10 protein-coding genes and 2 pseudogenes are annotated in these 12,436 nt (G+C 66.4%); 6 read left to right on the forward strand and 6 right to left on the reverse strand.

What is annotated here, in order from left to right:
- Positions 1-190: 190 nt before the first annotated feature.
- Entirely contained in the window at positions 191-1,696 is a 1,506-nt protein-coding gene (locus NI2_RS07405; RefSeq protein WP_067487749.1) for a hypothetical protein, read from the forward strand.
- A gap of 178 nt (positions 1,697-1,874) precedes the next feature.
- Here the strand turns inward: NI2_RS07405 and NI2_RS35005 are convergent.
- Positions 1,875-2,033: pseudogene (locus NI2_RS35005) on the reverse strand (alpha/beta fold hydrolase); the annotation flags it as partial.
- Between the two features lie 353 nt (positions 2,034-2,386).
- Here NI2_RS35005 and NI2_RS07410 point away from each other — a divergent pair.
- A complete protein-coding gene (locus NI2_RS07410) occupies positions 2,387-3,976 on the forward strand; it encodes an ABC-F family ATP-binding cassette domain-containing protein (RefSeq protein WP_067487751.1) in 1,590 nt (529 codons plus the stop codon).
- Between the two features lie 57 nt (positions 3,977-4,033).
- Here the strand turns inward: NI2_RS07410 and NI2_RS07415 are convergent.
- Positions 4,034-4,306: pseudogene (locus NI2_RS07415) on the reverse strand (alpha/beta hydrolase); the annotation flags it as partial.
- Positions 4,307-4,684: 378 nt separating this feature from the next.
- Between NI2_RS07415 and NI2_RS07420 the strand changes: the two are divergent.
- On the forward strand, positions 4,685-5,560 hold the full coding sequence (locus NI2_RS07420) for a nitrilase-related carbon-nitrogen hydrolase (RefSeq protein WP_084476069.1): 876 nt from the start codon (positions 4,685-4,687) through the stop codon (positions 5,558-5,560).
- 333 nt (positions 5,561-5,893) lie between these two features.
- Here the strand turns inward: NI2_RS07420 and NI2_RS07425 are convergent, their stop codons facing one another.
- Positions 5,894-6,358 (reverse strand): pyridoxamine 5'-phosphate oxidase family protein, encoded by a 465-nt coding sequence (locus NI2_RS07425; protein ID WP_067487757.1) that lies wholly within the window; start codon positions 6,356-6,358, stop codon positions 5,894-5,896.
- 72 nt (positions 6,359-6,430) lie between these two features.
- Positions 6,431-7,339 carry a universal stress protein gene (locus NI2_RS07430; RefSeq protein ID WP_067487759.1) on the reverse strand — a complete coding sequence of 303 codons (909 nt, stop codon included), beginning with the start codon at positions 7,337-7,339 and terminating at the stop codon, positions 6,431-6,433.
- Between the two features lie 277 nt (positions 7,340-7,616).
- Here NI2_RS07430 and NI2_RS07435 point away from each other — a divergent pair, with 277 nt between their 5' ends.
- The 3 genes from NI2_RS07435 (at position 7,617) to NI2_RS07445 (ending at position 9,855) form a co-directional block, all read left to right on the forward strand.
- On the forward strand, positions 7,617-8,420 hold the full coding sequence (locus NI2_RS07435; RefSeq protein WP_084476071.1) for a ribosome hibernation promotion factor: 804 nt from the start codon (positions 7,617-7,619) through the stop codon (positions 8,418-8,420).
- Positions 8,420-9,187, forward strand: coding sequence for a dienelactone hydrolase family protein (locus NI2_RS07440; protein WP_133734164.1), 768 nt, complete (start codon positions 8,420-8,422; stop codon positions 9,185-9,187). The genes NI2_RS07435 and NI2_RS07440 overlap by 1 nt, the downstream gene beginning before the upstream one ends.
- A gap of 236 nt (positions 9,188-9,423) precedes the next feature.
- Positions 9,424-9,855: a pyridoxamine 5'-phosphate oxidase family protein gene (locus NI2_RS07445; protein ID WP_067487876.1), complete on the forward strand. Its 432-nt coding sequence runs from the start codon at positions 9,424-9,426 to the stop codon at positions 9,853-9,855.
- Between the two features lie 101 nt (positions 9,856-9,956).
- Here NI2_RS07445 and NI2_RS07450 read toward each other — a convergent pair whose 3' ends face one another.
- A complete protein-coding gene (locus NI2_RS07450; protein ID WP_067487763.1) occupies positions 9,957-11,711 on the reverse strand; it encodes a GAF domain-containing sensor histidine kinase in 1,755 nt (584 codons plus the stop codon).
- A 58-nt stretch (positions 11,712-11,769) separates the two neighbouring features.
- Positions 11,770-12,402 (reverse strand): response regulator, encoded by a 633-nt coding sequence (locus NI2_RS07455; RefSeq protein WP_067487766.1) that lies wholly within the window; start codon positions 12,400-12,402, stop codon positions 11,770-11,772.
- Between the last annotated feature and the right edge of the window lie 34 nt (positions 12,403-12,436).

Below are 12,436 nucleotides of genomic sequence, written 5' to 3' on the forward strand. Positions count from 1 at the left end.
GTACCTGGTGTTCGACAGCTGAGGCGGGGAACGGCAGGCGGATCGGCATTCAGGGTCGAAACCGAGGACCGAGACCGGAATGGGTGACGAAACCTCGTTGACGGCGTGTCATTCGGGGCCTTCGCGGGAGTCGGCGCACACTACAGCACACGCATCGATCGCGAAGATTTCATACAGAAGGGCCTTCTGGATGAAGACATCGATTCTCGCCCCGCTCGGACGAATTCGCGTCGGAAATACGGTGCTCGCGTTGGTCGCGAGCACGCTGTCGGTGATGGCGGCTGTGCCCGGCCCGGCGATGGCAGCGCCCGCCGATTCCTTCACGTCCGCCGACGTCGGCTTCGCGGAAGGCTCAGGTGACGGTGCGGACATCGTGCGGCGTCTGCCCGCCATGCAGTCCGCGGTGGCGCCCAAGGTTCCGCTGCTGCGCCTCGACCTCGACTGGTGGTCGGTCGAACCGGCCCGTGGGGCGCCGCTGCGGTGGGACCGGTTGGACCCGGTCGTGGATGCCGCCGCCGCCCGCGGAATGCGGGTTCTGCTCGTCCTCGCCTACGCGCCGCCGTGGGCGAACGGCGGTCACAGCGGCGACAAATGGTTCCCGACCCGCGACCAGGACTGGACCTCGATCGTGGAACGCACGGTCGAGCACTTCGGCGGCAAGGTCCAGGCATACGAGATCTGGAACGAACCGAACTTCGTGAACTTCGCCAACTTCGTCGGCGACCGCAAAGCGCGATACTGGCAGCTCGTCAAACTCGCCTACCCGCGGGTGAAGGCGCGCTGTCCCGGCTGTGTTGTTCTGGCCGGGGCGTCGGGGGCGGGAACGGTGCAGGGTGGGACCAATCCGAACGCGCCGTCGGTCTGGTTGGACTGGGCGTACAGCCGTGGGTATCGCAACTATTTCGATGCTGTCGCGCACCACCCGTATCCGGCGTGGAACTCGGGCAAAGGCCCTGCCGACCCCGAATGTGTCAATCGTTGGTGGAATATGTTCGGGCCACCCTCGGAGTCCACGCCGTGTGGTGAGCTCGCCCTGGTGCACTCGGTGATGGTTCGCCACGGCGACACCGCGAAGAAGGTGTGGGCTACCGAATTCGGCTATCCGACAGCCGGACTCGCGGCCATCCCGAGCGCGAGCACCGTCAGCGAGTACCTCGTGCAGGGCGTCCGGATGTGGCGTGCGCTGCCGTATGCGGGTCCGCTGATCGTGTACTCCTACCGTGATCGCTGCACCGCCGCCGATGATCCCGAGTGCCACTTCGGCCTGGTGACCACGACGATGGCGAGCAAGGAGCCGATCACCGCCGATGTCAGCGCGGCCCTGCGTGGTGACGGTGTCACGCCGGTCCCGAGTTGGCCCGAGCGGTTGGCAGCGGGGGCGACCCTGCCCCGCGCGTCCGCGCTCCGGTCCCGCAACGGACTCTACGAGCTGTGGCTACAGGGTGATGGCAACCTGGTGCTTTATCGGAACAGCGGGGAAGTGCTGTGGTCGACCGCGACGACGAACGGAGAGAATCTGGTCAACCAGAACGACGGCAACCTGGTCCTGTACACCGGAAGCGGGGCCGCGGCGTGGTCGTCGAGGACGTGGACCACGGGCCCGTCGACGTTGGTCCTGGAGGACACCGGCAATCTGGTGCTCTACCGCAACGACGGAGGAGCGATCACCTGGTCCACGGGAACGGCACAAGGATAACCGAAGGCCCCGAAACAGGGCCCACACCGTATGTGCGGGCCAGTTTGTCGTAACGAGTCGTGACACCATGCCAATGCTGCGCTTTGTTGAACGCCCGCTCGAGCACATCGCGCCCCTTAATGAGCGTCTAGTCGAACCCGGGCGGGCATCCACCGGCACTGCCACGGCGTTTCCAGTTGCTGGAGTTACCGAAACTGCGGCGATCGTAGGTGATCACCCGGTAGCCGGCCGCGAGCAGGACGCGTTGTTGCTTCTCCCGGGACGCACCGTTGAACGGGTACCCGTGAATGAGCACGACAGGGCGGCCGCTGCCGTGGTCCTCGTAGTAGATGTCGATGGTGTCGCTGTTTTCGCGACCACACTCAGTTTTGCCATAGCTGAAGTCTTGTTCGGCGCGGGTGCCGGCGGCATCGGTCGCCTGACGCTGTAGGTGACGTGATCCCGGCCGCGTCAGCTCGGTGGTAACGTGGCGGTGTGCTCATGGAAGAGGTCGACAGACTGTAGCCGCCCTCTCGAAGGCGGCGCTCTCGACGACACGTTCCCTCAACTCTGGAATGTGCCTTCTGCCTGTGCTTTAGTGCGCCGCGATGGCGCGCACCCTCGGCCTCGCCGCGTCGCTTTCGACGGCATCCGCAAACATCCGAGTCCTTTGCGGTCGCTCGTTTCACGAGCAGGAAGAGTCGAACATCCATGTCTACATCCACGCCCTCGGCGATCACTTTGCACGACCTGTCCTTCGAATGGCCCGACGGAACCGTCGCGCTGTCCCGGATCAACGGAGCATTCGGCACGGGTCGCACCGGTCTGGTCGGCCGTAACGGTGCCGGCAAATCAACGCTGCTGCGCCTGGTCGCCGGGCTCCTCACGCCCAGCTCCGGGCGCATCGACATCACCGGGGAGGTGGGGTACCTTCCCCAGACACTCACCCTCGGCCGCGACGCGACTATCGCCCAATTGCTGGGCGTCGCAGACAAACTCGCCGCCCTGCGTGCCATCGAGTCCGGTGCGACCCGCGAAGAACCCTTCGAGACGATCGGCGACGATTGGGACATCGAGGCTCGCGCCGACGAGGCCCTGCACGAGATCGGTTTCAGCGCAGCCGATCTGGACCGCCGCGTCGGCGAGATCTCCGGGGGGCAAGCTGTTCTCGTCGCAATCACAGGGCTGCGTGTTCGGCGCACCCCGATCACCTTGCTCGACGAGCCCACCAACAATCTCGACCGTGGAACCCGGGCCGTGCTTTCCGGATTCGTGGATTCGTGGCCCGGAACCCTTGTGGTGGTCAGCCACGACCTCGAGCTGCTCGAGCGCATGGATGCCACCGCGGAACTGCACGGTACGACCCTGGAGGTGTTCGGTGGGCCCTACAGCGCCTGGAAGCAGTACGTCGAGCAGGAACAGGCCGCGGCGCAGCAGGCCGCGCGCACTGCCGAGCAGGCGTTGAAAGTCGAGAAGCGGCAACGCGTCGAGGCCGAGACCAAGCTGGCCAGGCGGGAACGCACGGGAAAGGCTACGCAGCGCGACGGTGGCATTCCCCGGATCCTGGCAGGCAATCGTGCCAGTAAGGCGCAAGCGTCGGCGGGGGCGATGCGTTCCACGCTCGATGCGAAAGTGTTAGCGGCCCAGAGTGTTCTGGACCAAGCGGCGAGTCGGGTACGGCGTGAGGAGCACATCCGACTCGATCTGCCCGATCCCGACGTGCAGCGCGGCAGGCGCATCGCGGAACTCCACGACGGCAACCGCAGCGTCATCGTTCAAGGGCCCGAACGCGTCGCCATTGTCGGCCCCAACGGCGCCGGGAAGTCGACGCTGATCGAGAACTTGCTGCGGGATAGCGGATCCGGCACATTGTTCACCGATCGGGTCGGTTACCTCCCGCAACGCCTCGATGGCCTCGACGACCAGGTCAGCGCACTGGAGAACGTGCACGCGGCGGCCCCGGCCACGCCGCCCGCCACCATCCGCAACCACCTGGCTCGAATGCTGTTACGCGGCACCAGCGTCGAGCGACCGGTCTCGACGCTGTCGGGCGGTGAACGGTTCCGAGTTTCTCTGGCGCGCTTGCTGTTCGCCGATCCGCCGCCTCAGTTGCTGGTCCTCGACGAGCCGACGAACAACCTGGATATCGCCAGCGTCGACCAGCTTGTCGACGCGCTGGTCGCCTATCGCGGCGCTGTGCTGGTCGTCAGCCACGACTACCCGTTCCTGCGGCGCCTCGGCATCGACACCGTCATCGAACTCGATGCCGATGGCCGCTTCCGAGACCGCGGATCTTTGTGAGGCGATACCGAAGCCGCCGGACCGGTAAGCGCTACCGGCCCGGCGGCCCGGGGGTCCTCAGAGGTGGTCGGCGTTGATAATCGCCTGGGCGAACGGGCGCGGGGCCTCCTGCGAGACATTGTGGCCGATCCCATCGAGGACACGGTGTTCGTATCTGCCGGTGAACTCGGCGCGGTAGCGCATGCCGTCCTTGGTGGGGCCGCGAAGTCGCTGGCCAGGGGTGATGGTGGGCACGGTGATCACCGGGCCGGTGGCGAGTTGCTGTCCGTAGGCGTCGTACTGGGGTTCGCCCGGAGCCAGGCTCAGCCGCCACCGGTAGTTCGAGACGACGCTCTCTGGTTCAGATGGAATCTTTCGCAGCTGCGGTCCGTGCGGGAGTACACGCCGATCCGTCGATCGAGTGGCGCGCGCCCGCATCCGTTCTCGACGTCCTCAAAAGGGCCGCGATCAGGACTTGCGAAATTCGGTTGTGCGGTGGCGGCGGTGCAGCTCGCCGATCGCGGTGCCGTCGGCGGTGTTGAACGCGGCGAACAGGGTCGTGGTGCCACGACGTGCGTAGTCGTTCCAGATCCCAGCACTCGCGTGTGCTGCGCGACCGATCGGAGGCGGCGGACTCGGTGACTGTGATCTCAGCTGTCGGTGCGTGAGGACCGGCGGTGTCGCGTGTCCTTTCTCGTGAAGGTGTCACAGCTGGATCGAGGAGAGACGATGACGAGCAGGGTGCGAGTGGCGGCTGTGCAGGCCGAGCCTCGGTGGCTGGATGTGGCCGCCGGCGTCGACCAGGTCATCACGTTGATCGAGGCCGCGTCGGAGCAGGGCGCCCGGTTGGTCGCCTTCCCCGAGACGTTCATACCCGGTTTCCCATGGTGGATGTGGTTGCGCGCGGTCGAGTGGGACGGCGACATCCTCGCCAGGTACCACGCCAATTCGATGACCGTCGACGGCCCCGAGCTGCGCGCGATCCGCTACGCCGCACGCCGCCGAGGCATCCACGTCGGACTCGGCTTCTCCGAGCGAGCCGGGAACCGCGTGTTCATGTCCCAGGCGCTGATCGACGATCAGGGCGACATCACCGTCTCCCGCAAGACGCTGCCCACCGCCCTGGAACGCAGCGTGTTCGGCACGGCGGATGGGCCCGCGCTGCTGCGTGAGACCGCACTCGGCACGATCGGGGCGCTCGGTGGCGCCGACCATTTCCTGTCCGGCGCGTGCGGGGCGATGCAGCGGGCGGGCGAGCACATCCACCTGGCGTCCTGGCCCGGATTCACGTTCTGCCGCGGTGACACCCGGATCGACGCGGCGGAACTGAGCACCGCTGCCAGCCGCCGGTACGCGCGGGCGGCTCGCAGCTACCTGCTGGCCCCGACCGCGGTAGTCCCGGTGCGCGGATGGCAGGCCGCGGCGGAGGGCCGCGCTGACGTGCTGCACGGGGGCAGCGGTGTCGCCCGGATCCTCGGCCCCGACGGGCACGACCTCGCGATCCCGATGGATCCCGACCAGGAAGGGCTGCTCGTCGCCGACCTCATCGTCGCCACCGCGCGCTATCGCCCCGCCTTGCCGTGCGCCGACCGCGCGCTCGCCTGACAACTCAGCGACACACCCCACGGTCCGCGCGCCTCGGTGCGACGACGGCTGAGAAGTTGTCATGGTCGGCCCCGGATGGGACCGGCGAATACCGATAACTTCCGGGTCGGACTGCAGCGCCGTCCATCCATGCGGCGGGTGACACTGGCACAGGGGTAGAGATCGGTGCGCGAGACCGGCCCGATGAACCCGCGAGGGCAGTCGATCGCGGAGGTCGCTGTGCTGCTGTTAATCGACCCCGATTCGGAGTTGCCATCCGACGAGAAGAGTTTCGCTGGTAGCCGTGGCGAGGATCGGTTGGTTGGCGTGGTCCCGGTGGTACCGGCGAGCGTTCTACTCCATCGGAGATCGTCGTGTACCGGAAAGAGGAGTTCGCCAAGCTGCGGGATCGGCAACAGCGAATCTGCGACCGGTCACCGAGGTGGGTACGAGCCGGATGAAAAAGTTCTTCGCGCCACCCTGCCACGGGGACAGGGGGAGATCCACGGTGTCCATCAGGTCACCGATTTCACGAATCCCTTCAGCGCTCCCTTTGACCACTACGCTCCAGGCTTCGTGGGGCTCGGGCAGGTAGCCGTCGACCTCCAACGCGACGCGCGGATTCGACAACGCGGCGGACATCTTCGTACCTGGCGCGGATCTGAACACGATGGTTCCATGGTCGACCACGTAGTTGAGAGGGAAAATATCCGGGTCGTCGTCCACCGACACGGCGAGGCGGCCTATTTCCTTGGTGCGGAGCAAGGCCCAGCATTCGTTGACAGCGAGTTCTTCGACTTTCGGGTTGTCGTTTTCCATTTCGCAGCCTTTCTGTCGTGAACGTCGGCCGATGGTCGTCTTCCCGCAGGAACACTTCACAGTGTGCTGGATTCAGTCCGGATGCACGACCATGACCGGGCAGTCGGCGTGCTGAACCAACCAGTTGCTGGTGGAACCCAGGAGCAAGCCGCGGAATCCGCCGCGACCTCGGCTGCCGACCACGAGCAGCTGGGCCGTCTTCGACCACTCGGCCAGCCGTTCGCGTGGCCCGGACACATCGACTTCGCGACGGACCACGACGTCGGGGTATTTTTCGGACCAACCGGCCAGCCGCTCGGCCAGTAGGGCCTGCTCGGCCGCTTCGAAACCTTCGATCGGCATGTCGAGGTAGTCGGTGCCGCCGTACTCGCCTCTGGACAGATCGCTCCAGGCGTGGACGGCGACGAGTTCGGTTCGGCGGTGAGATGCTTCGGCGAAGGCGGCGCCGATCGCCGGCTCGCCCACAGAACTGCCGTCCACACCGACGACGACGGGGCCGGTACGGCGATTCGGGTCGGTGCCGCGCACCACCACGACAGCGCCGCGTGCGTGGGAGGTCACCGCGAGCAGGGTCGTTCCGAGGTGCCGGATCGTGTGCGCGCGAGTAGCGGCGCCGAGCACCACGAGGTGGGCGTTCGACGACCGCTCGACCAACACCCCGGCCGGACTGCCGGTGGTGAGTTCGGTGGTCACGGAAAGCCCGGGGCACGCGTGTGATGCCTGTTCGGCGGCGATGGAGAGGGCCCGCTCGGCTTCGAGTCGGATGCCCTGCATGGTGACGAAGACGAAGGAGTCGTACGGTCCACGCGGCGGCCTGGTGTGGATCGGGTCGATGCTGTGCAGGATGTGCAGCCGTCGGCCACGATCCTCCGCGGTCTTCGCGGCCCAGGTTACGGCGGTGGCCGCGTCGCCGGATCGGTCTATCCCGACCACTACCGGGGCGGATGTTGTTCGGTGTGTGTCGTCGTTGTGTTCGGTCATGAACTTCTCTCCGAGTGTGGTGGCCGCCGGGTCGTTCGCTCGGCTGGAAGGTGTGCTACCAGCGTGGCCCGGCGCGGCCGGCCCCTGCTACGGCTGAAAGTCCCGTTCCTGTGCTGCATTGGTCCCAGACGGCGGGTCCCGCCGCGCAAGTGGCACGAGCGAGGGCCGAAAGTCCCTCGAACCTATGGCCATTGTGCGGAATGGACCGGTACTGCGGCCCTCGCTGACCCGGGTTGCCGTCGGCGAGCCTGGTCGGGTGAGATCGAAGGAGGACACCATGCTGGTGAGCACGGAACCCACGGACGCGATTGTTCGAATCTCGGTGGGGCGCCACGTCTCCGCCGCTGCGGCGGAATACGTCCGCGAGAAGATCGGCGGCGCATTGCGTTACGCCTCGGAACCGATTCTGTCGGTACGGATTCGGCTCGAGGGCCATGGGGACCCGGCGGTCGCCGATCCGATCGTGGCGCAGGCGAATGTGAATATGCCCGGGACGGCGGTGCGCGTGCAGGTGACGGCGGCGACGACCCGTGCCGCCGTCGACGGCCTCGTCGATCGGCTGCGTGCCCGTCTCGAGCGTGCGGCTCGCCGATCGGACGGCCAACACGATCGCCACCGCGGCGGCGAGCCGCCGACATGGCGCCACGGTGCTGCTCCCCGCACGCGGCTCCCGTACTTTCCTCGGCCGATGGAGGAGCGTGAGATCGTGCGCCGCAAATCGTTCGCGTTGGCCCAGGCGACCTGCGACGAGGCGGCCTTCGATATGTCGTTGCTGGACTACGACTTTCATCTGTTCACCGAGTCGGGAAGTGGCGTCGACAGCGTGCTGTATCGCTCGGGGCCCTCCGGCTATCGGCTCGCGCAGCTCGTTCCACAGCCCGACCGGGTGCTTCAGTGTGCTGAGCTCGTGGCGATCAGCACCGCGCGCCCACCGTCGCTCGCCCCGCGAGCCGCTGCCGAGCGGCTGGAGGTGACCGGATGGCCGTTCGTCTTCTTCCACGATCCCGACCTGGGCAGAGGGTGCGTGCTGTATCACCGCTACGACGGGCACTACGGCCTCATCACTCCGGCGGTCGCGTGATGCCGATCATCGAGGAGCGCCGAAAGACCGGTGCACGCCACCGAACCGAGGGCAGCCACGGAGCACCGGTGCTCGCGGCGAGAACACCGGCACCTGTGCGCGAGCGCGAGATCGTGATGCCCTTCGAGGACGTTGTGCTCGAAGGCTGTCTCCAGCTGCCCGCGCGCCCGATCGGTCTCGTTGTCCTCGCGCATGGCGGCGGCGAAAGCCGCCACGCGCCGCGGAACCGGTTCGTGGCCGACCTGTTGGCGGGACACCGCCTCGCGACACTGACGATGGACCTGCAGACGGCTGCCGAGGACCAGGCCACGATGTTCGACGTCGAGCTACTCGGTGATCGATTGGCACGAGTCCGACGCCGGTTGCGGGTGGTCCCGGAGCTGCAACGTCTCCCGGTGGGCTACTTCGGCATCGGGCCGCACGCACCGGCGGCGCTGTGGGCGGCCACCGAACCCGATGCCCAGGTCGGGGCTGTGGTCGTTCGTGGCGGTAGGCCCGATCTGGCGGGGGACCGTCTGGGACTGATCATGGCACCGACCTTGTTTCTGGTGGGAGGGGTGGACGAACGCGTGCGTGAGCGCAACTATCGAGCGGCCGAGGCGATGATCGGGGAACGCCGGGTCTCCGAGTTGACAGCGCCAGGCCTGCCTCGGCGCGCGGGGTACCTGTCGTGGCGCGCTGCCTATCTGGCTGCGGTGTGGTTCACCGAACATCTGACCGTCGACGCGGCGGCCGACGCCGCCCCGGCAGCGGCCCGAAGTATGTGACGAGGAAATGGCGGCTTGTAGCTCACGCGGAAGTGGCTGGAGGAATTCGGTCCCTACTCGTGTGGACCTTCGGCCCTAGGAACCGGTGAAGTAGCCCTGATGACATAGGCGGAGCCGAGAACAAAGAAGGCGAGGTCGGTACTCATGTGGGTGATCGAGCGGTTGCCGCTCGCCGTCGCGAAGGGGGCGATACCGTGATCGACCCCAGCGACGACGTGGACGCGCGGCGGGCGGTGATGGAACTCGGCAGAGCCGAGGCCATACGGCTGCTGGCGAGCGTGCCGATGGGCCGGGTGGTGTACACCCGCGACGCCCTGCCCGCGATCCGTCCGGTGAATCACCTGGTCGACGAGGACGGATCGATCGTGATCCGCACGCGTCTCACGTCGTATCTGAGCGGGCTCGCGGGCCACACCACAGCACTGGTCGTCACCTACGGCGCCGATGAGATCGATCCGGTGCGACGCGTGGGCTGGTCGGTATCGGTGACCGGGTTCGCTCGGACGGTGACCGACCCCGCGCGGGTGGCCCGCTACGAGCGGCGGCTGCGGCCCTGGGTGGACGGTCTGATGGACAGCGTCATCACCATCACTCCGGACATGGTCAGCGGAATTCGTCTCGTGGATCGTCTGAATTCCGTCGAGAACCGCGATACGGCAGCGGGATGATCTCGGCGGCACGCCTCCTCCGACCGGCGCAGAAGTCCATGTGACATCACCGTGGCCGATGCGCACCCGTCCTGACCGCGCGGCTGTTCTCGCCGCAACCGTTACGGCAGTGGCGCCGACCAACGCAGGGTCGTTCCGCCTTCGGGGCGGTTCTCGATATGGAACGACCCGCCTGCCTTTTCCGCGCGGACGGCGAGGTTGGCCAGCCCGCTGCGGCGGGTGATGTCGGGTGGTACTCCTCGGCCGTCGTCGGTGACCTCGATGCTCACCTCGTCACCCACGCGAAGTTCGACGGTGACCAGGTTGGCATGGGCATGGCGAACGACATTGCTGACCGCTTCGCGCAGGACCGCTTCGACGTCGTCGGAGAGCGGCGGAGCCAGCACGGTGACCGGTCCGGCGAGGCGGACAGTGGTGCGCAGCCCCGTATCGGCGGTCGTGTCGACGATGATGCCGTGCAAGTACTTTCGGTACTTCGACGAGTCGGCGGTGTTGTTGCTCTGCAGATCGAAGATCGAGTGCCGGATGTCCTGGACGATGGATTGCACTTCGTCGACTGTTTCCATGAGCCGGGATTTGACCTCGGGTGTCCGTGCTCGCTGAACCGTTCCCTGGAGCGACAACCCGACTGCGAAGAGGCGTTGGATGACGTGGTCGTGCAGGCCCCGGGCGATACGGTCACGATCGGACAAGACATCGAGTTCACGCATCCGACGCTGGGTGTCGGACAGTTGGAGCACCAGGGCAGCCTGGTCGGCGAACGCGACGAGCATCGCTCGGGTGTCCTCGTCGAGCGGCTGCACATCGGCCGGTCGGATGGTGGTGAGTACACCGATCACGTTGTCGCCCACGCGTAGCGGCACCACGACGGCCGGCCCGAACTGGGTTCTGGTGTGGGAGAACAGGTTGTAGGGCAGTTTGTCGGCCGTGATGATCTCGTCGGAGCGGTAGGCGACTCCGGACTGGGAGTCCTCGACGTCGAGTCGCTGCCCGACGATGTCGTCGGCGTCGATTCCCGCGGCGGCGATCACGATCAGCTCGGTCACTTCGTCGTGCGGAATCTCCGGGTCTTCGGGCAGGGCAACGAAGGTGCACGCCGACTGGGTGAGCGCGAGCGCACGCTGGGTGACCAGGTCGAGGACTTCGTCGGGTTCTCCGCCGGCGAGCAGCGCGGTCGCGACGTCCTTGGTCGCTTCGAGCCATTGCTGGCGGACCCGGGATTCCTCGTAGAGCCGTGCGTTGGCGATGGCGATCCCGGCGGCAGCGGCCAGCGCTTGCACGACGACCTCGTCGTCCTCGGTGAATTCCTGACCGCCGGCCTTCTCGGTGAGATAGAGGTTGCCGAACACTTCGTCGCGGACTTTGACCGGCACACCGAGGAAGGTGCGCATCGGCGGGTGATTGGGTGGAAAACCTACCGACGACGGATGATCGGACAGAGTCGACAGCCGGATGGGCTTGGGCTCGTGGATGAGCACGCCGAGTACGCCGTGGCCGCGGGGCAGATCGCCGATGAGGACTCTGGTGCGGTCGTCGATGCCCTCGTAGACGAACTCGGAGAGCTGGTTGCTGTTCTTGTCGGTTTCGCGGACACCGAGTGCGCCGTACTGAGCGCCGACGAGTTCGATGGCGGTGTGCACGATCGAGCGCAGCGTGTCATCGAGGTCCAGGCCCGAGGTGACCACGAGCATCGCCTCGATGAGGCGATCCATGTTGTCGCGCACGTCGACGATCTGCGCGATGCGATCTTGGACCTGGCTCAGCAGCTCACGCAGCCGGAGCTGAGACAAGGTCTCGGTAACCGGTGGCTGGGCACCGGTGGAAGCGTTCTGATTCTGCCCATCCACGTCGGCCATTGTCGCACCTCGATGCTCACAGCGATGCCGCGAGCGCGTTGTCAACTGACGACAACGCTCATTGCTCGAGTTTGGAGGCCATGACCGCGGCTTGAGTCCGGCGTTCGACGCCGAGTTTGGTGAGTAGCCGGGAGACATAGTTCTTGACGGTTTTCTCGGCAAGGAACATGCGAGCCGCGATCTGCCGGTTGGTCAGGCCCTCACCGAGGAGTGCGAGAAGGGTGCGTTCCTGATCGGTGAGGGTGGCCAGTGGACCGGTCTTCTCCTCGGCCTCGGTGCGAAGTTTGGCCATCAGTGCTGCGGCCGCGCGGTTGTCCAGCAATGATTTTCCGGCGCTGACGTCGCGGATGGCCTGGATGAGTTCCAGACTCTTGATGTCTTTGATCACGTAGCCGCTGGCGCCGGCCAAGATGGCGTTGAGCATGGCTTGCTCGTCGGTGAACGAGGTGAGGATCAGACACCGCAGCTCTGGATTCGCCGAGAGCAGCTCGCGGCAGAGTTCGATACCGTTACCGTCGGGCAGCATCACGTCCAGCACCGCCACATCCGGTCGCAGGGCGGGAATGCGAGCCAGCGCCTGCGAACAGCTGCCTGCCTCACCGATGACCTCGAGGTCGGGCTCGAGGTCGATGAGGTCGGCGACGCCCTTTCGCACGATTTCGTGATCGTCGACCAAGAAGACCTTGACCATGAGTTCGGACCTTTCCGTTCAGGTGACTGTTCCA

Source organism: Nocardia ignorata NBRC 108230 (assembly GCF_001612905.1).
Classification (GTDB): domain Bacteria; phylum Actinomycetota; class Actinomycetes; order Mycobacteriales; family Mycobacteriaceae; genus Nocardia; species Nocardia ignorata.

Bases quoted from the DNA above. Each gene is read 5' to 3' on its own strand.
- NI2_RS07405 (WP_067487749.1), top strand. From the start codon at position 191: ATGAAGACATCGATTCTCGCCCCGCTCGGACGAATTCGCGTCGGAAAT.
- NI2_RS07410 (WP_067487751.1), top strand. From the start codon at position 2,387: ATGTCTACATCCACGCCCTCGGCGATCACTTTGCACGACCTGTCCTTC.
- NI2_RS07420 (WP_084476069.1), top strand. From the start codon at position 4,685: ATGACGAGCAGGGTGCGAGTGGCGGCTGTGCAGGCCGAGCCTCGGTGG.
- NI2_RS07425 (WP_067487757.1), bottom strand. From the start codon at position 6,358: ATGGAAAACGACAACCCGAAAGTCGAAGAACTCGCTGTCAACGAATGC.
- NI2_RS07430 (WP_067487759.1), bottom strand. From the start codon at position 7,339: ATGACCGAACACAACGACGACACACACCGAACAACATCCGCCCCGGTA.
- NI2_RS07435 (WP_084476071.1), top strand. From the start codon at position 7,617: ATGCTGGTGAGCACGGAACCCACGGACGCGATTGTTCGAATCTCGGTG.
- NI2_RS07440 (WP_133734164.1), top strand. From the start codon at position 8,420: ATGCCGATCATCGAGGAGCGCCGAAAGACCGGTGCACGCCACCGAACC.
- NI2_RS07445 (WP_067487876.1), top strand. From the start codon at position 9,424: ATGGAACTCGGCAGAGCCGAGGCCATACGGCTGCTGGCGAGCGTGCCG.
- NI2_RS07450 (WP_067487763.1), bottom strand. From the start codon at position 11,711: ATGGCCGACGTGGATGGGCAGAATCAGAACGCTTCCACCGGTGCCCAG.
- NI2_RS07455 (WP_067487766.1), bottom strand. From the start codon at position 12,402: ATGGTCAAGGTCTTCTTGGTCGACGATCACGAAATCGTGCGAAAGGGC.